At 41.9% G+C, this 22,693-nt stretch carries 21 protein-coding genes, 4 tRNA genes and 1 other annotated feature; of the genes, 6 read left to right on the forward strand and 19 right to left on the reverse strand.

Translation table 11 applies throughout. The annotated features are described in order from the left end of the window. Positions 1 to 861, reverse strand: coding sequence for an SAM hydrolase/SAM-dependent halogenase family protein (locus tag MHB38_RS19180; protein ID WP_007497378.1), 861 nt, complete (start codon positions 859 to 861; stop codon positions 1 to 3). A 110-nt stretch (positions 862 to 971) separates the two neighbouring features. Then, positions 972 to 1,242 (reverse strand) — a binding site (T-box leader). A gap of 192 nt (positions 1,243 to 1,434) precedes the next feature. On the opposite strand from MHB38_RS19180, the gene MHB38_RS19185 reads away from it, so the two are divergent. After that, a complete protein-coding gene (locus MHB38_RS19185; RefSeq protein WP_008347476.1) occupies positions 1,435 to 2,124 on the forward strand; it encodes an ABC transporter permease in 690 nt (229 codons plus the stop codon). Further along, complete coding sequence (locus MHB38_RS19190; RefSeq protein ID WP_341004245.1) at positions 2,125 to 3,006, forward strand: ABC transporter ATP-binding protein; 882 nt, start codon at positions 2,125 to 2,127, stop codon at positions 3,004 to 3,006. Between the two features lie 38 nt (positions 3,007 to 3,044). Here the strand turns inward: MHB38_RS19190 and MHB38_RS19195 are convergent, their stop codons facing one another. The 11 genes from MHB38_RS19195 to MHB38_RS19245 form a co-directional block, all read right to left on the reverse strand. Continuing rightward, a complete protein-coding gene (locus tag MHB38_RS19195) occupies positions 3,045 to 3,509 on the reverse strand; it encodes a GNAT family N-acetyltransferase (protein WP_341004246.1) in 465 nt (154 codons plus the stop codon). 68 nt (positions 3,510 to 3,577) lie between these two features. Beyond that, positions 3,578 to 4,768 (reverse strand): S1C family serine protease, encoded by a 1,191-nt coding sequence (locus tag MHB38_RS19200; protein ID WP_412459322.1) that lies wholly within the window; start codon positions 4,766 to 4,768, stop codon positions 3,578 to 3,580. A gap of 78 nt (positions 4,769 to 4,846) precedes the next feature. Beyond that, the gene (locus MHB38_RS19205) at positions 4,847 to 5,641 is read right to left on the reverse strand and encodes an MBL fold metallo-hydrolase (protein WP_007497388.1); all 795 of its coding nucleotides are present in this window, start codon (positions 5,639 to 5,641) and stop codon (positions 4,847 to 4,849) included. 6 nt (positions 5,642 to 5,647) lie between these two features. After that, the gene (locus MHB38_RS19210; RefSeq protein ID WP_017368442.1) at positions 5,648 to 6,511 is read right to left on the reverse strand and encodes a two-component system regulatory protein YycI; all 864 of its coding nucleotides are present in this window, start codon (positions 6,509 to 6,511) and stop codon (positions 5,648 to 5,650) included. Continuing rightward, positions 6,498 to 7,877, reverse strand: coding sequence for a two-component system activity regulator YycH (gene yycH, locus MHB38_RS19215; protein ID WP_008347488.1), 1,380 nt, complete (start codon positions 7,875 to 7,877; stop codon positions 6,498 to 6,500). The genes MHB38_RS19210 and yycH overlap by 14 nt, the downstream gene beginning before the upstream one ends. Then, positions 7,867 to 9,705, reverse strand: coding sequence for a cell wall metabolism sensor histidine kinase WalK (gene walK, locus MHB38_RS19220; RefSeq protein WP_007497390.1), 1,839 nt, complete (start codon positions 9,703 to 9,705; stop codon positions 7,867 to 7,869). Before walK ends, yycH begins: the two co-directional genes overlap by 11 nt. A 7-nt stretch (positions 9,706 to 9,712) precedes the next feature. After that, entirely contained in the window at positions 9,713 to 10,420 is a 708-nt protein-coding gene (gene yycF, locus MHB38_RS19225) for a response regulator YycF (RefSeq protein WP_017359978.1), read from the reverse strand. A 347-nt stretch (positions 10,421 to 10,767) separates the two neighbouring features. Beyond that, positions 10,768 to 10,840: transfer RNA gene (locus MHB38_RS19230), tRNA-Phe, on the reverse strand. Between the two features lie 26 nt (positions 10,841 to 10,866). Further along, positions 10,867 to 10,943: transfer RNA gene (locus MHB38_RS19235), tRNA-Asp, on the reverse strand. A gap of 81 nt (positions 10,944 to 11,024) precedes the next feature. Next, positions 11,025 to 11,096, reverse strand: a tRNA-Glu gene (locus MHB38_RS19240). A 6-nt stretch (positions 11,097 to 11,102) separates the two neighbouring features. After that, positions 11,103 to 11,178, reverse strand: a tRNA-Lys gene (locus MHB38_RS19245). Between the two features lie 332 nt (positions 11,179 to 11,510). On the opposite strand from MHB38_RS19245, the gene MHB38_RS19250 reads away from it, so the two are divergent. Further along, positions 11,511 to 12,035: a peroxiredoxin family protein gene (locus MHB38_RS19250; protein ID WP_116306588.1), complete on the forward strand. Its 525-nt coding sequence runs from the start codon at positions 11,511 to 11,513 to the stop codon at positions 12,033 to 12,035. A gap of 30 nt (positions 12,036 to 12,065) precedes the next feature. Here MHB38_RS19250 and MHB38_RS19255 read toward each other — a convergent pair whose 3' ends face one another. From MHB38_RS19255 to MHB38_RS19270, 4 genes are all read right to left on the reverse strand, one after another. After that, a complete protein-coding gene (locus MHB38_RS19255) occupies positions 12,066 to 12,275 on the reverse strand; it encodes a hypothetical protein (RefSeq protein ID WP_024718463.1) in 210 nt (69 codons plus the stop codon). 15 nt (positions 12,276 to 12,290) lie between these two features. Next, positions 12,291 to 13,424, reverse strand: a complete 1,134-nt coding sequence (locus MHB38_RS19260) for a DUF418 domain-containing protein (RefSeq protein WP_017359897.1) — start codon at positions 13,422 to 13,424, stop codon at positions 12,291 to 12,293. Positions 13,425 to 13,556: 132 nt separating this feature from the next. Beyond that, entirely contained in the window at positions 13,557 to 14,852 is a 1,296-nt protein-coding gene (locus MHB38_RS19265) for an adenylosuccinate synthase (RefSeq protein WP_007497400.1), read from the reverse strand. Positions 14,853 to 15,068: 216 nt separating this feature from the next. After that, positions 15,069 to 15,671, reverse strand: coding sequence for a TetR/AcrR family transcriptional regulator (locus MHB38_RS19270; RefSeq protein WP_341004334.1), 603 nt, complete (start codon positions 15,669 to 15,671; stop codon positions 15,069 to 15,071). A 116-nt stretch (positions 15,672 to 15,787) separates the two neighbouring features. On the opposite strand from MHB38_RS19270, the gene MHB38_RS19275 reads away from it, so the two are divergent. Beyond that, positions 15,788 to 16,993 (forward strand): cytochrome P450, encoded by a 1,206-nt coding sequence (locus MHB38_RS19275; RefSeq protein WP_341004249.1) that lies wholly within the window; start codon positions 15,788 to 15,790, stop codon positions 16,991 to 16,993. Between the two features lie 33 nt (positions 16,994 to 17,026). On the opposite strand, the gene MHB38_RS19280 is transcribed toward MHB38_RS19275, so the two are convergent. From MHB38_RS19280 to MHB38_RS19290, 3 genes are all read right to left on the reverse strand, one after another. Beyond that, positions 17,027 to 17,440: a VOC family protein gene (locus MHB38_RS19280; protein ID WP_008347509.1), complete on the reverse strand. Its 414-nt coding sequence runs from the start codon at positions 17,438 to 17,440 to the stop codon at positions 17,027 to 17,029. Between the two features lie 129 nt (positions 17,441 to 17,569). Continuing rightward, positions 17,570 to 18,934 (reverse strand): replicative DNA helicase, encoded by a 1,365-nt coding sequence (dnaB, locus tag MHB38_RS19285; RefSeq protein ID WP_003214779.1) that lies wholly within the window; start codon positions 18,932 to 18,934, stop codon positions 17,570 to 17,572. Between the two features lie 282 nt (positions 18,935 to 19,216). After that, positions 19,217 to 20,173, reverse strand: a complete 957-nt coding sequence (locus tag MHB38_RS19290) for a DUF4885 family protein (protein ID WP_046344900.1) — start codon at positions 20,171 to 20,173, stop codon at positions 19,217 to 19,219. 109 nt (positions 20,174 to 20,282) lie between these two features. Here MHB38_RS19290 and MHB38_RS19295 point away from each other — a divergent pair, with 109 nt between their 5' ends. Next, positions 20,283 to 21,140 (forward strand): hypothetical protein, encoded by an 858-nt coding sequence (locus MHB38_RS19295; RefSeq protein WP_254000930.1) that lies wholly within the window; start codon positions 20,283 to 20,285, stop codon positions 21,138 to 21,140. 487 nt (positions 21,141 to 21,627) lie between these two features. Continuing rightward, the gene (locus MHB38_RS19300) at positions 21,628 to 22,509 is read left to right on the forward strand and encodes an alpha/beta hydrolase (RefSeq protein WP_007497413.1); all 882 of its coding nucleotides are present in this window, start codon (positions 21,628 to 21,630) and stop codon (positions 22,507 to 22,509) included. Positions 22,510 to 22,693 lie beyond the last annotated feature (184 nt).

Here is a 22,693-nt window from a genome sequence, read left to right on the forward strand (position 1 = left end):
TTATTCATATATAATGCGCGGAGCTTTGCGAATCGAAAGGCGCCAGCCTGTGCCTGTACCGATGTTATAAGCCTTTGCAAATGACCCTTGATTGATCGCCACGCCTAAATGATCGAGTGAATTGACATATACGAGTGGTTCGCCTACCTTTAAATCGGCAAAAGATCGTCCATAGGTCATGATATTTTTATACACATTTTTTGGCCCGTTGGCAATGGTAACTTCTATTGCATCCCCATAATTGATTGAAAGCTGTTCAAATAACGTATGATGAATGTTTGTCCATAGGTTTCCGAACCGCACATCTAAAATATCAATCGTCCCTGTGATTACTTCTTCTTCCGCATAAGCTTGTACGACTGGAAGGTGAATAATGTCCTCTATATTCGCCTTTGGCCCGACCTCTTCAAAAGAAATCACACCTGAAGCAATTCTCGCGCCTGTATAGGCGTAAATGTCTCTACCATGGAATGTATGTGATTTTCCTGACTTCGGCAGACGATTGATGGTTTCATCTAAATACCGAGCCTCCACGATGCCAATATCCTGTGCGACATGCGTAAGTGTCCCATTATCAGGTGTGATGATGTAGTGTGAGCTTGTTGTTTTGACGACAAGGCTCTTTCGCTCTGATCCAACGCCTGGATCAACAACGGAGACAAATACCGTTTCTTCCGGCCAATATGTGACCGTCTGAAGCAAGCGATAAGACGCTTCCCAAATGTCGTATTGGGGAATGTTGTGAGTTAAATCAAAAATGCGGATGCCGCTGCTCACTGTATTGGCTACGCCGTACATTGCGCTGACCGCTCCATCATCAATACCGAAATCTGATTGCAAAACCAATGCATGTTCACTCATGTTAATCTCCCTTTCATTTGAAAAAATGGTTGTGGTGTTTCACGTGGAACATTTGAACATTTGTATGAAAAAAGTGGACAATAAAAAATACCCCATCCTTATCTATGAATCATAAGGACGAGGTATTTGTCTCGTGGTACCACCTTTATTTACTGTTTGCTCGCGCTAAACAGCCTCTACAAGTACAAAGCTCCAATTTGGCTCATATACTGTGGTTTTGATAACGAGTACCAACTCTCGTCGTCACCTACTAATATCATGGATATGTTCAGCACGAGGCTCAGAGACCATTTTTCGAATCATTATTTTTGCTTCTTTTCAGCTGCCGAAGCTCTCTGTGGAAAAATTGATGATTGTACTTTCTCTCGTCATTGCCTGTTTAACTATCTTGAATTAAAGCTATCATACATGATGTTTTTTGATAAATCAAGATATTTTTCTGAACATTTTTAAAAATGAGTTAACTGTTCTGGAAGAGTCTTCTTTTTTATAAAATTTAAGCAAATGTTAAAGAGCGAGATATGGTGTCTTTCTTTTCTAGGGGTATAATAAAGATGAAGGGAGGTACAGTGTGTGTGGACCATCTGTATGAATGAATTTAAGCAGCTCTTCAAAAGCACAAAATCCATCTTAACTATTGTTATTATTTTCATTTTATCTACTTTTGTATCAAGTCTTCCATTTATAGCTGCTTATCAAGGGAAGTGGGAACAGGCAAAGGACCCTTATTCCATTGGGAATGAACTAGTGATTTCGTTATTTGGTTTCTTCCTTATTTTTTTATTATCTCATGATATTTTGAGCCGCGAAATTCATTTGAAAACCATTCGTTTTCTCGTCAGCAAAACGACCCGTTTAAACATTGTCATCGGGAAATATCTTGGGCTGATGCTGTTTTGGCTCAGTTGCATTATGACCACATATATTTTAAATATGGTGATTTCACATCGTTTTCTGTTCTCAGATGCCTTAAAAATATTAACGTTTATCAGTGTCGGCATCTCCTGTGCTTTGTTTTTGTCCATGCTCTTTCCAACACCACAGAAATCGATGTTTGTTGGCATGTTGTTTTCCTTTCTATTTCCAATCATGAGCATGATGTCTGTTCTTTCTTCAGAACGGTTGATTCACTGGTTCCAATATGTGACGCCTTATTATTATGCGCGCTGGAGTGAACCGCTAACCTATGTACTGATGAATGCCGCATTGACTGTTGTCTTACTCGTTGGAACGGCACTACTGTTTCAGAGGAGGGATGTCTAAGTGCTTCACACAAAAGGGCTGACAAAAAAATATCGGACAAAAGTCGCAATAAATCATATTGACCTTGATATCCATCCAGGGGATATCTTCGGCCTCATTGGACCGAAGGGTGCTGGTAAGACGACCTTTTTTAATATCATTACAGGGATCTCCCGCCCCACCTCTGGCACATTTATCATGATGAACATGACGTCGTTAAAAAAAGTACGTCATCATATCGGTGTTCTGCCTGAATATACAGATTTATATGAAGGGCTGACTGCTATTGAGCATATTGCCTATTTATCGAAAATTACGGGTGCTCGCCAAAAAACGAGCTATTATGAAGAATTACTCGAATTTGTTGGCTTACATCGTTATCATCAAGAGAAAGTCGGTGCCTTTACACCTGGGATGAAGAAGCGACTCGGAATGGCTCAGGCCATCGCTCATCAGCCTGACTTTATTTTACTTGATGAGCCTTTTGCGGATATTGATGCAGATTCTATCTTACATATCCAGCGGGTGATTGAATCATTAAAATTTGAAGGAAAAACTGTCTTTTTAACAGCAGACGAGCCAAGGTTCACCCAGCCTATTTGTACCAAAACAGCTTTCATATCTGAAGGAAAAATCGTGTCCTCAAGTACTCATCCTCAAGAGAAAACCATCACGTCCTCAACCATTCGTGCCACCTTCAAGCATGCATGGATTGATGATGAGGTGAAGCCTGTTCTCACGCAGTACTTACAAAGTGTGGGAACAGACCTTGTGATCAGAGATGACGAGACCTCATTGTTGATTCGTTCAGAAGCTCAAGTCCCAGCCATCATCCGTGCGTTTGTGAAATGCAAAGTCGATCTATACCGAGTCACGGCGCAAGATGCCATCATGTCCACGTAAAAAGTACCGTACGCTCACTGCACGGTACTTCTCTTTTTTTATAAAGGCTTGCTCATGTAAATCCCAGTCTCAGCAAATCCCGTTTTCTCATAAAGTGAGCGGGCGATTTGATTATGGGCAAAGACATGCAGCGATAGTTTCTTCACACCTAATGACTTTGCCTGCTCTTCTAATGCCGTCATGGCCTGTTTTGCCAATCCTTTTCCTCGATACGCTTCAAACAAAATAAAATTATAAATAAATCCTTCATGCTGAGGATGATCTCGGTCATAGCAAAGCCATACCCATCCAATGGCTTCTTCTCCATGTAAGATGTTCCACAACTCATGATCCTCTGTCTGAAGGCCTTCAGGAAGCAACCGGTCAAATTGTTCCTCTGCGTTCTTTTGCGCTTCTTCCTGACCCCACGTCCCTGCGAGTATCTTTTCTTCTGCGTACCGCTTAATGGCCTTCTCTATCAAGACGTCATAATCTGTTTGCGACATTGGCTGTAATGTGACCAATCGTATCTCCCCCTTTTCTTTATCATATGCCGGGCATATAAAAAAAGCCAGTCCCTTATAGGAACTGGCTAGCCACCGAACTGATCGGTTTGGGAGAGTTTGATCTCGACTGATTTTTTCTTTCCGCTTCGGTAAAATTGCACCTTTACCTTGTCGCCTACTTTCTTCTGATAAAGATACTTACGCAGATCGACGATATTTTGTACTTCCTTGCCGTCAAACGACGTCACGACATCCAGCTCTTTTAACCCTGCTTTCCCTGCTGGAGACAAAGGCTCGACACTCATCACGACGACTCCGGTTGTGACCTTTGATGGCAGTTTTAACGTTTCCTGCCAATGATAGCTCGCAATATCTGCTAGTGATTTCATCCCAACACCAAGGTACGGACGCTTCACCTCTCCATAGCGCTCTAAATCTTCTATGACAGGGATCACCAGATTCGCAGGAATAGACAGCCCAATCCCTTCCACCTCTGACTCAGCAATCTTCATTGAATTGATGCCGATCACTTTGCCGTCCATATTAATCAAGGCTCCGCCGCTGTTCCCAGGATTAATGGCGGCATCCGTTTGCAAAACTTCCGCATTCCAATCCGTCTGTCCATCACCATTAGAATCAACAGGGATCGCACGCTCCGTTCCAGAAATCACACCTTGTGTGACGGAGCCAGCAAATTCAAGGCCTAATGGATTTCCAATGGCGATGACAGGCTCACCTGGTTTGACATGGTCTGAATTGCCGAAGGCGGCGGTTTTCTTGATCTTATCACTTTTGACCGTGAGTACCGCTAAATCCATAAGCTGATCACTGCCGACAAGATTTGCCCCGATCCTTGTCCCGTCCTGAAGGCTCACTTCAAGCTGGTTTGCGCCTTTGATGACATGATGGTTGGTCACGATATAAAAGGTGTCACCCTTTTTTTTATAAATCACACCTGACCCGCTGCCTGCTTCACCGCCTTCTTCCCAAAAGCTCGACTTTTGAATGTTAATGACGCCGACAACTGTATCTGACATACTCGATACCACTTTTGTGACCGCATCATTCACGTTCACATTGACGGTCTTTAAAGGGCCCTCTGATGCCTGCTGATCTCCAGCTGACTGCCATCCAAAGGGGCTGCCGTTTTGTCCAGACACATAGGGGAAAAAGAATCCCATTAAAAAAGCTCCTACCAATACACCGATCAGACCAGATAGGAAATATCCTTTTCTGCTTCGTCTCGGCTTCCACTCTACATCGCGATAATCCACTATGTTTCCTTCCTTTCAGTGAATAGATGATGTATATAGTGTTGGTAAGAAGCTCTTATCTTAATCATACGATTGTAAAAATCATACGGCGCAAAGCGGGGTTGCTTTTTTAGGGTCCGTATCATATAAATCAAAGCCGTCCCCTACAACAAAGCCCTTCATTTCAAGCGTCTGCTGGACCGCCATACGGGCTAAGTCCTTCATGTTGTTGTCTTGACTCAAGTGGGCCAAATAAATGCGTGAGGTGGCATCTCCAATCACGTCTGTCATAGCAAGAGCTGCATCTTCATTGGATACGTGTCCGACATCGCTCAAAATTCTGCGTTTAATGCTCCATGGGTAGCGCCCCATTTGCAGCATGCCGACATCATGGTTGCTCTCAAATACGAACGTATTGGCTGATTTAATAATCCCTTTCATCCGGTCACTCACATAGCCTGTATCCGTCATAAGGGCAAGTTTACGCCCGCCATAATGGAATACGTAAAACATGGGCTCTGCCGCATCATGTGATACGCCAAATGATTCAACATCGAGACCGCCGAATGATTGAACCGTCTCCATATCAAAGTGGAATTTCTGCTCCGTATCCACTTTCCCAATATGTGACTCCATCGCCTTCCATGTTTTCGCATTTGCATAGACAGGAAGCTTGTACTTTCTTGCCATCACACCGAGTCCTTTAATATGATCTGAGTGCTCGTGTGTGACAAAAATTCCGTCCAAGTCTTCTGGCTTTCGGTCGATTTGACCAAGCAGCTCCACCATCTGTTTGCCGCTTAAGCCCGCATCTACTAAAAAAGCATGCTCGTCTGTTTCTAAATAAAAAGCGTTCCCCGTACTTCCGCTCGCTAGTACACTGAACTGCAAGCTCATGTTCTCTCACTCCAATGAAGATTTGTCTTCTTTCTCTATATGATCAAGGGTTGAGCCATCAATGGCATTGATCAAATATTCTTCTTCTGTCTTTTTCTTTGAACCAGCTGCCACGCCTTCAATCTCTACTCGCCATACAGGAACCATGACTTGAGTGCTTGCACCTGGGTATTGCGTGTAGTAGCCAAGCTCCACTTTTTTCACTGTCGTGTTTTGGCTCAGCATATTTTGTGTATATAAGTCCTTCACCGTTTCAAGCGCCGGGACAAGGGTTTCTTTTCTCACTTCATTAATCGATGTCACCATCGACTGCCGATACGATACGACCTCGTTTTGATCGTTCACATCCAATGTGATCTTCCCGATGGTTTCGGTGTCATCAAGACCTTCTTGGAAGATGTATTTTCCTTTATACGTTTGGAAAAAGACGATTTCACCTGTTTCTTCATCGATGCTCCAGAGCTTATAATTCTTACCATCCAGTAAACGCTGGCTCACAAGATTGGTCGCTGCTGTTTTCATATCTTTTTTCGGCAATGCAACTGGTTTATTGAAGGTCATTTCAAGCAGGGTGACAGGATCATCTTTCTCGGTTTTCGGGAATGTGCTTTTCGTCTTTTGATCAGCTAATCCGTCGACATCCTTTTTCGTATATTGCTTTTTCTCAGCTGTAATGCGGTATCCAATCTTCGCTTCATCTGATAGATTGCCATATTTGATTCCGTCTGCCTTCATTTCTTCCAGCGTATCTGTTTTTTCGATAATCGCAAAATGATCGGTCGAGCGCTTTTCAAAGTATTGAAAACCTAGAAAGATATCGAGAACGAGAAAGGCTAGGATAAAGATCGTTTTGGTCTTATTCCACTCCATGATTCTCGCTCCCCTCTGTCAGCAAATCATTCGTTAAAATGACGGTTTTTCCGTTATATTTCATACACCATACCGGCTCTAGCCAGACAAACATCGCTTGATCCTGATCTGATGCCGTGGATGTCGCTTGATAGGCAGGGAAAATCTGTTCAATTTTCTCTAAATCATCATACTTCGTCTGCTTGATGATCAAGTTTTTCAGCTCTGTCCCATTCATCAGTTTGACCTGTTCACTCTGACTCGCTTTGTTGCCAAGAATGTAGTTTGGACGCTTATAACTCAAGATGTCATCATTCGCCCATTGTACTTCAAGTGATGTCATACCAAATGGATGCTTTGTGCTGTTGACGATCGGCAGTCCATCCATAAACATATTAAATGACAGCTGTTGGTTGCTGTTAATGCCGAAGTATTGATAATTATCGGTAAAACTTCCGGTATCATTGAAATATTTCACGCTTCGCTTGATCAAATCTCCCGTTTGGAATACGGTACTAGAATTGATATTACGATGCTGATATTGGATGCGGTGGTCTTTTTGATTTGCTTCAAGACGACTCGTTCCATCTGTATACACCGTCCGGTTTAAATTAGACTCCTCCCCAACTAGACTTGGGTCTGTAAACAAAGCGTCCTTGAATTTGCTTGTCTTAATCGTTTCGATAAAGAACATTTTCGCTTCAAGCTGCTTTTGCTTCTGCGGCAGAAGGAAATCTCGTTTTGAATTTGTAGAGAAAGTATATAGGTCATAGCGCGGCATCTCGTTTTGAGCGGCTGCAATACTATCCATCAGATTACGATAGTTGGCAGATTCAATCGTCAGCTCAAGCACCGATTCCTTGCTGTATGAAACCAAATAGACTTTCTTATTGGCCTTATCCGGCTGAGCGAACGGCACAATCATCCGGTCAAATGAGTTGTATTCAATGGATTTATTCGGCCATTTAAACAGCGCTTGGAAAATATCAATCGGAATCGGATCATTGAACACAAGATCCAATGTCTTGCCTTGCCCCTCGCGTCCATAGAAGAAATTCTTAAATTTCTGCTCGGAATATTGGTCCGACACATCGGCAATCTCTTTGACATCCCACAGGCTCACATCATTCCAAAAGTTTTGGAAGAGTTCCTTTTGATCCACTTTGAAATGCTCTCCATTGGAATGGATGAACATCTCACGCGGTTTCACGACATCAATGAGACTCCGAGGCTCGTCGCTTGAAATCTTCTTCGTTTCCACGACCTGTGTACCGGCATCCGCCTGATCCTGCATGACGGGCTGGAACATCCAAATATTCCACGTAAACACAAGACTGATCGCAATTAGGATTGTCAATATAATGGTTTTAAAGGTCTCACGCTTCATCCCAATCATCCTCTTGTTCTTCATTGTACGGAAGGGTAAAGGTTACCGTTGTTCCTTTTCCTTCAATGCTGTCAGCCCAAATATCTCCGCCATGAGCCTGAACCATTTCTTTTGCAATCGCAAGACCTAGGCCGGTTCCGCCAAGCTTTCTTGTTCTTGCCTTATCCACTCGATAAAAACGTTCAAAGATTTTATCCATATCCTTCTTCGGAATACCGATTCCTTCATCTTTGACACTGAATAACACAAGACCTTGCTCCTCATCCAAATCGACAGTGAACGTAATGTGTCCACCCTCTGGCGAGTATTTCATAGCATTGGAAATGATATTATCGAGCACCTGAGTGATTTTATCTTGATCAATTTCCACATATATTTCACGCTGCGGCAGGTTGCGGATGAAATCGACATGCTGCTCCTTCGTCATTTCAAAACGATCAATGACGAGCGAGATAAACCTGATAAAATTCGTCCACTCACGATTGAATTGATAATCCTTGCTGTCGAACTTAGACAGCTGGAGCAGGTCATTCACAAGTCTAATCATGCGCTCTGTTTCGTTTTGCGTGACACTGAGGAACCTTGGCGCAAGCTCTTTATCACCAATCGCACCTTCAGCGAGTGCCTCCAGATAGCTTCGCATCGTCGTAAGCGGTGTGCGCAGCTCATGCGATACGTTCGCCACGAATTCACGACGTTCCGCATCAATTTTTTCCTGCTCGGTTACGTCATAAATGACTGCAATTAAACCATCAATTTTCCCATGCTCTTTCTGAATCACTGAGAAATTCACACGCAAAACAGACAGCTGATCTTCACGTTCAATTTCTAGCAGCATGGAGTCTTGATTTTCGACTAGATCTTCAAATGTATGAGTTTCTTCTAAGCCAAGCAAGGATGTGATCGGCATCTCTAGAGCTGTTTCACGTGAAACATTCAACAGCTCTAGTGCTGGGCTGTTTAATAGAATAATGGCCCCGTTTTGATTCGTGGCAATGACGCCATCTGTCATATAGGCGATAACAGAAGAAAGCTTTTTCCTCTCACCCTCTGTCATCAGCTGCGCTTCCTCCAGCTCTCTCGTCAAATGATTAAAGGTCGTCGCAAGCTGGCCAATTTCGTCATGTCCATACTTCCGAACCTTCCTGGAGAAGTTCCCTTTGGCGAGCTCGATCGCTTGCTTTCTCATGTCCGAGATTGGATGTGTGATCGTTCTAAAGATGAAGATACCAAGTAGAGCGGTCGTCCCAAGTGCGATGAGTGTCCCCGTCGCCAAAATGGTGTTGATCGTTCGCATTTGGTTAAAAACACTTTCCATGGATGAGACCACATAAATGACACCAACAGTTTCTTGGTTCTCATTTTTCACGGCTGTCGCTGATATGCGGACTCGTTTATTCGATTCTGGGTCATAGAATTTTTTCTCGTAGTCTTTGCCAACCGCGAAAATACGGCTAATGATTTGATCTGTGATTTTCTTCCCGGCAATCTCTTGACTGCCGTTATTCACAGAGGCAATGACCTCTCTGCTTTCGTCAATATAGCTGACTTCAGAAATTTCATTAGACTCATCTTTGTTGTTAAAATCGTTTAAGATCTTTTGAGCATCCTCTTTTAATTCTGCCTTGCTTTTCGATGAATCTTGTTCTAGGTAATACGATAACGAGTAGATTCGCTGATTCAAGGAATTATCATAGGAATTAATTAAGGACTGCTCTAGCTGCTTCACAAAGTACACGCCAATGATCTGCATGGCGACAATGATCAGCAGCACATAAATCAAGGTCAATTTAAAGTGAATCGAGCGAAAAAAACCTACTTTACTCATAAGAATCTTAGTCCTGCTCTGGGTTTCTTAAATAGTAGCCGACGCCTCGTCTTGTTACGATCCAGCTCGGGTGGCTAGGGTTGTCTTCAATTTTTTCACGAAGACGGCGGACTGTCACGTCTACTGTCCGGACATCTCCGAAGTAATCGTAGCCCCAAACCGTTTGCAGTAAGTGCTCACGTGTCATGACTTGTCCAATATGTTTCGCTAAGTAATGAAGCAATTCGAACTCACGATGCGTTAGCTCAATCGTTTCGTCACGCTTAGACACGACATACGCATCTGGGTAGATCACAAGTGAACCAATCTCGATATCATTTGATTCAGATTCTTCCTCTGATTGCGGAGCAGCCGTCTGTCTTCTTAAATTTGCTTTTACACGTGCAAGCAGCTCGCGTGTACTGAATGGCTTTGTGACATAATCGTCCGCGCCAAGCTCAAGACCAATGACTTTATCGATTTCAGAGTCTTTTGCTGTCAGCATGATAATCGGCATATCATATTTCTTTCTCACTTCACGGCATACTTCAACGCCATCTTTATTCGGCAGCATAATGTCGAGCAAAATAATGTCTGGCTTAATTTCTTCTACCATTTCAAGGGCTTCATTTCCATCATACGCACAATGAACCTCGTAGCCCTCTTTTCTTAAGTTAAATTCCAATATATCCGCAATCGGCTTTTCATCATCTACGACAAGAATCTTTTTTTCCATTGTGATTTCCTCCTGCATTTTTAGCATCTATGTCATTCCATTTTGCATGTCTCATTACGCCTTTTTCATTTACGAAAAAAAGGCTCACTGTCTATTATAACGTTTTACGAGGCAAAGATAAAAATAATAACGGCTTTCTTTGCTAGTAAACGTTGGATAGAAGAACTTCACCCAAAAGATTTGATGACTTTTTCCTTTTTTATTGAAACTTTTCCAGTCACCAAACGTCTATATACATGTAACGTCTTCTTCTTATGGAGCCGGGCCCTACCTAGGTCCGGCTTCTCCCTTTTTATGCCTTCTTTTCATAATAAAAACGCACCTGCGATTGCAGATGCGTTTGGAAGTGGCTCGGGACGGAATCGAACCGCCGACACACGGATTTTCAGTCCGTTGCTCTACCAACTGAGCTACCGAGCCATCATCAAAAGATGAATATGTATAAATGGCGGTCCGGACGGGACTCGAACCCGCGACCTCCTGCGTGACAGGCAGGCATTCTAACCAACTGAACTACCGGACCTCAGTAACTTGCCCGAAAAAGCAATCGTGGTGCTCCTTCAAGCAAGTGAGGAAAAATTAGCTTAACGCTAAAGTAAATCAATGACCCGTACGGGATTCGAACCCGTGTTACCGCCGTGAAAGGGCGGTGTCTTAACCGCTTGACCAACGGGCCAAAACATGGTGAGCCATGAAGGACTCGAACCTTCGACCCTCTGATTAAAAGTCAGATGCTCTACCAACTGAGCTAATGGCTCTCGGTTTGTGAAAAGTAATTCTGAAGAAGTTGTACTGCGTCAAACCAATCGCTTTAAAAGCTGGAAAATCGCATCTTAACAAGTTTCAGAGACCTTTGCAACAACGAGATTTATAATATCATAGAGTAATTACATATGGCAATACGTTTTTCGACATTTTTTAAAAAAAAGTGTCGGATTTGATATCTTCTGTTACATCACCTAAATCCGAAAGCGCCTTCATTCAATTAATGGCTACTGCCCAATCCAGCACACAGAAACGTTTGATTCCGATCATTATTGGTTATACAAGAAACAAACAGCATGGTGATTGAAAAAGGAGGAAGCATAGGATGAGTTCATTTAAATTAGGAGATAAAATGCCCGATTTTTCACTGCCAACAGTGCAGGGCGATCGCATTGAGTTTTACAAACATTTAGAGGAGCATCAAAGCTGGCACCTCATCGTTTTCTTTAGAGGATCATGGTGCCCAGTATGTGTCGAGGAATTAAAAGAGCTGGAAAAACAGCAATCCTATTTTCAAGACAAGGATATTCACTTAATGACGATTTCAACAGATAACCCTGAAGACTTGAAGGAATTTGCAGACAAAGAGGGACTTTCTTTCCCCATCATGTCTGACCAAAACCTCACATCATTGAAAGCCTATGAAGTCTTCTATCACGGGGAAGATGCCCCATATGAAGATCACGGGGTGCACGGAGAACCTGCCTATTTCTTATTAAATGAAAAAGGCCAAGTCCTCTATCAGCAAAGACAAACAAGTCCATTTGGCAGACCGCATGCCAACGAACTGCGCAAAATCATTCAATACATTCGTAAAAATTTAAAAGGCCAATATAAAAGCCTAAAATAAAAAAGAAGCTCTCATCAGAGGGCTTCTTTTTTATGAATGTTTTTTATTGTATAGCCAATCTGCGGTGAAAAACACAAGAAGACCTGTCATTAAAATCACAAAAGTCACAGGTGTACTCTCACCTTGAAAAAAAGCGTAAGACGCATGTCCTCCTAATGCTAGAAGATAAAAAACAAACGCCGATCCTGCTGCTTTTTGTGCATTGGCTTGTTCTCTTTTCGTCGTTTTTTTGAAAAACATTGTATCTATTCCCCTTTAAGATGCTTTCTTCATTGTCACACGGCGAAGTGCCCGTGATCGGATATACTCCATTGGCCCAATTCGCCAGACGTGTAAGCAAAGGGCTGAAATAGCGATTTGCAGCAGGGAGATCAACAGCCATGACAAGACGATAAGGGGGGCGTTGATTTGGCCGCCAAGACCCAATCCCCAGCTGTAAAAAAGGATCGAGCAGATGACATTTTGCAGGATATAGCAGCTAAGCGCCATTTTCCCTACATATTCAAACCAAGTCCACATGAACCATGACTCCGTCCGTGCTAGAAGCTTCGCCACGACAGCAATATAGAAAATAGAGAGGAATGGCGAAAACACATAGCGCACCACGAATTCTACTATGTCATTTGGTACGAAGACGAGCGCATTCAGCGGCAGTCCAATCCACAAACCCATTCGGAACAATATTTTCCGCAGAGATTGCCCACGCTCATTTGCATAAAATACACCAGCTCTCATCATCCGCACACCTAATAAAAACAAAAAGGTATTCATTGGGATAATAAAGATCGCTTCTTCTCGGTACATCAAAAAGTGCTGTAATCGGTCTTGAACTTGAGATATCCATGTCTCCGGCAGTTGTTCTTCGTACGTTGGTTCACTGCTCCCGTCATAGGATTCAGTTTCCAATTCAGAGAAAGAAAATACAACGAGAAAAGCCGTCACCAACAAATGAATGACACCCGAGACAATCATGCCTTTTTTGATGCGCCGACTTCCTCCACGGACAATAAATGCCACAAGCAAACCCGTGATGGCGTAACTCATGAGCACATCATATTCCATCACTAGCGCAAAATGGACAAAGCCTTCAATAAATAAAAATAAAAGAATCCATAAATATGTACCCGGCCAAGTCATATTTTTTCTTTTCGCCTGCTGGTATTTCAGCTCTAGCCCTACGCCAAACATGATTGTGAGCAGCGATAGCATTTTGCCATAAACGAACATAGAGACAAGACTTTCAAGAAAACTGCCATTTTCATATTCATCCGCAATCTGATCTGTCGCAAAGGTATCCCCTGCGTATGCAAAAAACCAGACGTTTGTACCCAATGTACCTAATATCGCAAAACCTCGTAAAATATCTAATAATCGTATTCTTTCTTTCACTAGAACGCTCCTTCCCTTTTATACAGTTATCATATTTTGGTAATATCGGGAAGTCAGTTCCGTAGAAATTAAGGAATATTTAAACAAAAAAAACACCAGTAAAATGTGTAATTTTACTGGTGTCTGATCAGTCTATAATGATGGACGGTACACGCTGCGGACAACGTTCGTTTGGGAACGGTCTGGTCCGACTGAGAAAATAGAAAGTGGAATACCTGTTAATTGTGAAATGCGCTCTAAGTAATGACGGGCATTTGCAGGCAGTTCACTTAAATTCTTCACGCCTGTAATATCCTCTGTCCAACCTGGCATTTCTTCGTAGACAGGTTCACATTTCGCTAATTCATTTAGACTTGCTGGGAATTCTTCAGTGATTTCTCCGTTCAATTTATAAGCAACACAGATTTTCAATTTCTCAATCCCTGTTAGTACATCGATGGAGTTAAGAGATAAATCTGTAATTCCGCTCACACGGCGCGCATGACGGACAACAACACTGTCAAACCAACCAACACGGCGCGGGCGGCCAGTTGTCGTACCGTATTCACGGCCAACTTCACGGATTTGATCGCCAATTTCATCATGGAGTTCTGTCGGGAATGGGCCATCACCTACACGAGTTGTGTAAGCTTTTGATACGCCGACCACATGTTGAATTTTCGTAGGACCTACACCAGAACCAATCGTCACGCCTCCAGCCACTGGGTTAGATGACGTCACGAACGGATATGTCCCTTGATCGATATCAAGCATAACGCCTTGTGCCCCTTCAAAAAGAACACGGCGGCCTTCATCTAGAGCATCGTTCAATACAACAGATGTGTCCACGACATATTTTTTCACTTGCTGACCATATTCATAATACTCATCTAAAATATCTTCAATTTTGAAGCCTTCTGTGTCGTACATTTTCTCTAAAAGACGATTTTTCTCTTCTAGATTACGGGCAAGCTTCTCTTCAAATACTTCACGATCTAATAAATCTGCGATACGGATTCCGACGCGGGCAGCTTTGTCCATATAAGCTGGTCCGATTCCTTTTTTCGTCGTACCGATCTTGTTAGCCCCTTTCCGCTCTTCTTCTACCTCGTCCAATTTTAAGTGATAAGGCAGAATGACATGGGCTCTATTGCTGATTCTGAGGTTATCTGTACTCACATTCCGTTCGTGAAGATACGCAAGCTCAGTGACCAACGCTTTAGGATCAACCACCATTCCATTACCGATGACACAAGTTTTCTCTTTGTAAAAAATACCGGACGGAATGAGGTGTAGCTTGTAAGTCACTCCATCAAATTTGATTGTGTGACCTGCATTGTTTCCCCCTTGATAACGGGCAATCACCTCTGCATTTTCTGAAAGGAAATCGGTAATTTTCCCTTTCCCTTCGTCACCCCACTGCGTACCTACTACGACTACTGAAGACATATCGTGCACCTCCGTTAACCTTTCAAAACGTTATCTCTTTCAAACACATTTATTTTATCAATGGACAATGAAAAAGTCAACGTGAAATCCGAACATTAATATCTTGAAATCAAATTTTGTTCGTTTTACATGTGAGGAAAAGCGCTTTAATTGCTCATTCTACGCTTAAACAAGGAGATTTCGATCAAAATTACTGTTTTTCTCATTTCCGTTTGTTCAGTGATTTTCAATCAATTGAATCATCGAACTTGCCATAAAGTCGGGTGAATATGGTCTACCTTTTCTCAGCCACCACTCAGCTGTTCCAACATAAGCAGAAATGACAAATTGCTTCTGCATTTCGAGAGGAACGTGTTGTGGATCAGGTGGTGAACCTGTAACTTCTTCGAGCCCCAAAGTAAAGCTTTCTTCAAAAAAAGCACTGGCCGTCTGATGAATATTAAGCTCTTTTCCCCTTTTCAAGAGAATCTGATACTCCTCTTCATGTTCCTGCAAATGCTGATAAAAGCGGTAAATATACACATATGCTGCATGATCGCTCTTCCACTCACTTTCATGTACAGGAGCAAAAATAGCGGTTTTCATGACATCAAACATCTCATCCATGACCTGCTGTGCTAGGTCAAACTTATCCTCATAATGCTGATAAAAGGTGGTGCGATGGATTCCTGCCTTGTTCGTCAAATCTTGTACAGAAATCTTCCCCCATTCCTTCTCCTTTAATAACTGAAATAATGCTTTTCTTAATTGTTGCTTTGATTCAGTTGTGCGCTTATCCCCTCTGTAGCAGTCCGCCACAAGCCGCTCTCCCCTTCCCATTTTCTTCAACAGATTTCTCTTTTCTGTTGGTTGAATCCTTTCTCCTGATGAATTACCTTTAAATCTAACACAGTGAAAAAAAGGAATCATCTGACAACCCATAAGGAGTGATGATCATGGAAACAACAACACCTAGTGCCGTTCAGAAAGCGTTATTAAGAGGGAAAAATAAGCAGGACCCGTATCACCCATTTGATTGGTACGCCAAAATGCGTCAAGAATCCCCTGTTCATTTTGATGAACACAGCCAAACATGGAGTGTCTTCACCTATGAAGAAGCAAAGCGCGTCACCATCGATAAAGATACCTTTTCTAGTCAACCTCCTCAAGACCACCGGAAACATTCACTGATGAAAACAATGGTCATGATGGACCCGCCAAAACATACACGAATCCGTTCCATTGTGAGCAAAGCCTTTACACCCCGGGTGATGAAATTGTGGGAACCACGCATTCAAGAGTTAATGGATGATCTCATTGCACAAATAGAAGGTAAGGAAGAGATTGATCTTGTTCAAGACATCTCCTATCCGCTTCCTGTCATAGTCATTGCAGAGCTTTTAGGTGTGCCAACAGAACATAAACAATCCTTTAAAGAATGGTCCGATATTCTCGTCAGCATGCCTAAAAGTGAACATGAAAAAGATGTCGTTGAATGGCAAAAAACACGGGATCAAAGCGAAGCGGACATGATGGCGTTTTTTGCTGACATCATTGAAGAGAAGCGGCAGAACCTTAGTGATGATTTGATTTCTCTTTTAATTCAAGCGGAGGAAGATGGAGACAAGCTGTCCGCAGACGAATTAATTCCTTTCTGCAATCTTCTCCTGTTAGCAGGCAACGAAACGACCACCAACCTGATCTCCAATATGATCTTTAGTTTGTTAGAAAATCCGGGGTCGTATGAAGCGCTCGCTCAATCACCTGACCTCATTCCTCGAGCTGTGGAGGAGGCTGTCCGTTTTCGTGCCCCTGCGCCTACCATCGTCCGGTATGTCACAGAAGACACCGAACTTGGAGGAAAAGTCTTGAAAAAGGGAGACAGTGTGATTGTCTTTCTTGCTTCTGCGAACCGGGATGAGCGTCAATTTCCAAACGCACATGAGTACGATATACACCGGCACCCTAATCCCCATATTGGCTTTGGCCACGGCATTCATTTCTGCCTAGGCGCACCACTTGCTCGCCTGGAAGCATACACTGCAATCAAAGCCATACAGTCACGATATGAATCACTAGAGCTTCTCTCGTACGTCCCAATGGCCAGCAGCGGTATGTATGGACTAAAAGCACTGAAGCTCCGTGTCACGCCTCGTTCCTAACAATCTGAGACTCTCACAAGATGGGAGTCTTTCTTAATCAGGTGTAATTCCTTCTGTATTCATGAGCACCACTCGATATCCATCTGGATCTTCAATCGTCACGCCTCCTCGATCCCAGTACGGGTTTGTAGAGGTAACATGCCGTCCACCAAATGCGATCAGTCTCTTTTTCATCTGCTGAAATTCTTCTTCATTCGGAATATAGAATACAAGCAGCTGCTCTGGGTGGGGAACAGGCAAGCTTTCGTCTTCTTCATGTTTGGTGATTTCCAGATGAACATGCTGGTGAGGAAGCCCAAGCATGACCCCATCATACCCTTCATGCTGATCAAATGAGCCAATTCGTTTCAGCCCTAAACCTTCTTCATAAAAAGAAACAACCTCTTTCATGTTGACGGTCGGACGTGCGATGCGTAATTGAGCGGCTTCGAATTGTTGAAACTTCATCAGTCATCACTCCTTTTCTCCCTTTAGTATACGATCTGTATTTCTGTCTCTCCTCCTCATTTCGACTGTTTTTCAGTCATTCTTTCGATGTAGATGGATCAAAAAAAGCCCAGCTTCTTGAGCTGGGCTTTAAGCACCGGGCGGAACACCCGCATCGTCAAATCTTCTCTCTAAGTTGACGAATTTGTTATATTCTTTCACGAAAGCCAGTGATACCGTTCCAACTGGACCGTTACGCTGTTTCGCAATAATAATTTCAATAATGTTCTTATTCTCTGATTCTTTGTCATAGTAATCATCACGATAAAGGAACGCCACAATATCGGCATCCTGCTCAATACTTCCTGATTCACGAATATCAGACATCATCGGACGTTTGTCCTGACGCTGCTCTACCCCACGAGAAAGCTGTGATAAGGCAATGACCGGCACTTCAAGTTCTCTTGCTAGTGACTTTAAAGCCCTAGAAATTTCAGATACCTCTTGCTGACGGTTATCGCTTGATCGTCCACTCCCTTGGATGAGCTGTAAGTAGTCAATCAGGATCATACCAAGCCCGTTTTCTTGCTTCAAACGGCGGCATTTCGAGCGAATCTCACTGACTCTAATACCAGGTGTATCATCAATGAAAATCCCACTGTTTGATAGCGAACCCATCGCCATTGTCAGCTTACCCCAGTCCTCTTCTGTGAGATTACCGGTTCTTAGGTTTTGTGCATTGATATTTCCCTCGGCACAAAGCATACGCATGACCAGCTGCTCAGCGCCCATCTCTAAACTAAAGATGGCGACACTTTCATCTGTCTTGGTCGCAACGTTTTGGGCAATATTTAACGCGAAGGCTGTTTTCCCTACGGACGGACGAGCCGCTACAATAATCAAGTCATTTCGCTGGAAGCCAGCTGTCATCCGGTCAAGCTCTGAGAAACCCGTTGGAATCCCAGTGATATCACCTTTTCGATTATGAAGCTGTTCAATATTATCATATGTCTGAACAAGAACGTCTTTAATGTTTTGGAAAGCTCCTGAGTTTTTACGCTGAGCCACTTCCATAATGGTTTTTTCAGCATCACTCAATAGATCTTCTACTTCATCCTCACGCGTATATCCATCTTGTGCAATGGTTGTCGCTGTACGGATCAGACGTCTTAAAATGGATTTTTCTTCCACGATTTTTGCATAATATTCAATGTTTGCGGCAGTTGGGACAGAGTTCGCAATATCGGTTAAATACGAAATCCCGCCTACCTCTTCTAGTAAGTCTGTATTGGCAAGTTCTGATGTCACCGTGACAAGGTCAACCGGTTCCCCTCTATCACCAAGTACAAGCATCGCATTGTAAATCTTTTGATGCGACATTCTATAGAAATCCTCTGGAATTAATACTTCAGAAGCGAGCGTTAGCGCAGATGGTTCTAAAAAAACAGCACCTAATACGGCCTGCTCGGCTTCTATATTTTGCGGCGGCAGCCGGTCATCGAGAAGTTCCGTCATGCCAAGCACCGTCCTTTCATAAAAAAATACGCTACTCATCATTTTAACATTTTCATCAATAAAAAAGTGAAAAACATCAACTATAGTCAAAATTACCATGTCGATGTTTTGTTGAACAGCGAAACAACACACTTCAAATAGAAAAGACTCTGTAACATAAATTGTTATAGAGTCCTTTGTATCGCTAATGGAATTTGTAGCTGTTGTTCACACATGTGATCGATACTCCAACATGGCATGTACACGCACATGATCAAATATTGAAAATATCAGGTGCGTTTTTTAATCTATCGTTTTCTTAACTCCGTAATTCACCTTTTGTCCAATGTCATATAAAGACCCGTTTTCATACCCAATAGATAACACCAAATCGGGAATAGAATCATATCCGTTTTTGGCTAAGTCAAAGAGCTGTGCACCATAATGTGATGCAGCAATACGGGCATTTTCTGCTGTGTATGGGTTTTTCAGAAGTTCTTCTTTGTAGATATCAAAAATATTCGCTCCGGTATCCGTTACAAATTGACCGTTTACAATGCTTAAATCTTTTAAATTGTAGCCTGTCACCGTTTTAATTTGATTTACAAGGTGGAACTTTGCAAGTGAATCCGGCGTGAATTGAGTCGAATCATCATTTCTACTTTTCATAATATGGAAAAATAGTTCTCTTGTATTGTTGCTTGTATTTAATATGTCTTCTATTTGTTTGATCAGTGATTCATCAGTTGATCCACTCACCACTAATTTGAAATGATTTGGGTCAATGGTAAAAGTTAAATTGGCGTTTTTAGGAATGTTCAAACCATTGGTAGAAAACAAAGCTTGCAGTTGTTCATTCACCTTTTGACGATTTAATAGTTTCTTTTCTACACTTTCCTGGGTAGGATCGTACCGTTTTTCATTACGGAAGGCGGCATCATTAGAATTATAATGTCCTCCTGTTCCATTATTAGCCCAGCCAATTTCAATAGAGTAAGCCGCTTCTCTTTCTGGTTTGGTTAGGTCACTTCTGAAATAAGGAGAGTATGGATTTCGATACTTATCAAATATATGACCATGAGGATCTTTGAATCGTTTATTTTGTTCATTTATTTTTTCGTATTTTTCATCTAATATTTTCATCCGTCTATCAGATTCGGTCATCACTTCATTTGTACTTTTAATAGCTGATTGGCCTTTAGAGTCTATTTGGTTCAGATTGTTTGAAGCACTGGCTGTGTATGACGTATTAATATTCATTTTGATTCTCCTTTTTTAAGAAAATAGTGATTATTAAATATATCGGCATTTCAGTTAAAATTTGTTAGTTTAATGTCGATATAGTAATTATTACAAGGAGGGTTAATATATGACAAATACGATCTTTAAACGTTTATTATTACCAGCATTATTATTGGCGCTTGTTACTAGTTTTTTCGCACCTACGTCAGCAGAAGCAGCAATTACGGGGAATAACAGTCCTAACACTGCAAGTTCAATGGGATATTGGAAAAATAGTCGTTCAGACACGACAATCTTACCTGAAGGTGAAAATGAAGCGTATTATCAGTTTACGATCAATAAAGGTGAAAGAGTTTATGTCCGAAGTTCGTATAATAAGCAATATACAGGTATGAAAATCGAGGTGTATAATTCAAAAAATTCGGACGGAAGGTCCAGAGTCATTAATCCTGATTCAGTCACACCCTTTATTTTTGCAAATACTGGTGACGTGACTTCAACTTCAGATACTTATTTTGTGAAAGTGACCCGTGGTACATATACAGGGAATATGTATTTTACTGTTTCCATTCAAGATCGTATTAAATCTGGAAATGGGACATTCAATTTTACGGGGACGGCTACAAACTTGGGAAATTCTTCTTTAAATTTTTTAGGGGTTGATTCTTCTGTCATTACAATGGATTTAACGAACAATTCTTCTATTCCTAAAAGTGCAATCGTTAAATCGATTACGACAACTAGTACTCAAACACCCAACCAAGGGAATGTCACACACAAATTAATGGATAGTGAAAGTAACATTTGGTATCAATCACTTTTCTCCTCTGCAACAAGTGGTTCTTATCGTATATCTCTGGAAGATCAATTAAGAGTCGCTCAAAAATGGAACTTTAAGTACAACGCAAAAGCTACGGCGAGATCTACTATGAGCAATGTCAAAGCCGATATCCGTTACGAATATGATGTCACAGATGGATTTTAATTAACTAGTGTTGACAGATACGATCAAAAAGTAAGGGTACCTCCCTTACTTTTTTTATTGCCTCATTTTTGATGTTATATGTTATTTCGTCACTTTTAAAACAGCCCCTCCTCTTTCAACACGCTCTCTAGCAGAACCCCGACTGACCATTTCATTTTGTTATGAATGAAAATGTTAAAAAGAAGAGTAGTGTATTTTTGTATGAAAGGACGGTGCTTGGTATGGCGGAACTTCTCGATGACCGGCTGCCTACGCAAAATATAGAAGCAGAGCAGGCCGCATCAATGAATTGGGCGAAATTAACATTTACATAACTTTATGAACATTTGACTTTATAATTAATAACTATTATTATTTGGTTTGCTCACATGATAATTGAGAATCATTTTCATTTGAAGTTTTCAAGTAATACTCTCATCCAACCAATATTCACAAGTCTGCTTTTATCACCATATGAGGATCATTTTGAGGAAGGGAATTTTTATATATGTTGAAACACCCTGAAGGAATGGGTACTGAGAATTCACTTTTCGGAGAAAGCCGTCCCTTTTTTATACCTGGGACGGAGCAACTGGATATCACAGCACACCCATACAGACTTTTTATATTTAAACCGAATGCTACTCCTCCAGCGGCTGGTTTTCCAGTCATGTACGTACTTGATGGAAATTCGCTTTTTGGCACAATGGTCGAAGCCATTCGTTTACAGTCAAGAAGACCTGAAAAAACAGGAATCATACCTGCAATCATTGTTGGAATTGGCTATCAAACAGAAGAATCCTATCATCCGCTTAGGCATTATGATCTCACTTTTACCGCCCCTGATGCTTCCATTGGGAGGAAAAGAAAGGACTTCTCCAACCATACATATGGCGGCGCTTCTACTTTCTTTTCTTTTTTAGAAATGACGGTAAAGCCCTATATCGAACAACGCTTTCCGATCAACCAAAGTCGTCAAACACTGTTTGGGCATTCTCTTGGCGGTCTTTTTGTATTACACACACTATTTGAGCACCCTGATGCTTATCAGACATATATTGCAGGGAGCCCTTCTATCCACTGGAACAAAAAATTATTTCTAGAAAAAGAACACCAATTCACCAACTATATACGTCAGGTGCCTATGGATGTCAGGCTGCTTGTAGGTGTAGGTGAGTTAGAAAAACATCATCCATGTCAAATGAATGATCATGCCAATTCACTAGCAAATCGTATGTTGCCTTTATCGTCATACGGCTTGCATACTGCCTATCACGAGTTCCCTGAAGAAGGACATACGTCCGTTTTGCCGGTGCTGATGAATTATGCTTTTCGTTTTGCACTCTATCATGATGATCCTTTAACAACCACAGACATGGAAAAAAGCTAGTGAACACACGAAACATAGTGATCTATCTCAAAAGATTGCCCTTATCACATGCGCAGGACGGACAACGAATGCAAGTATTTCTCTACACCCTACGCACCCTGATCTCCATCAGGGTGCTTTTTTGACAGAATAAACACACCATTTTCCAGCTCTTTCTGATACAATTCAATTGAGAATATTTATC

This window comes from Bacillus sp. FSL K6-3176 (genome assembly GCF_038003325.1).
GTDB lineage: Bacteria > Bacillota > Bacilli > Bacillales > Bacillaceae > Bacillus > Bacillus altitudinis.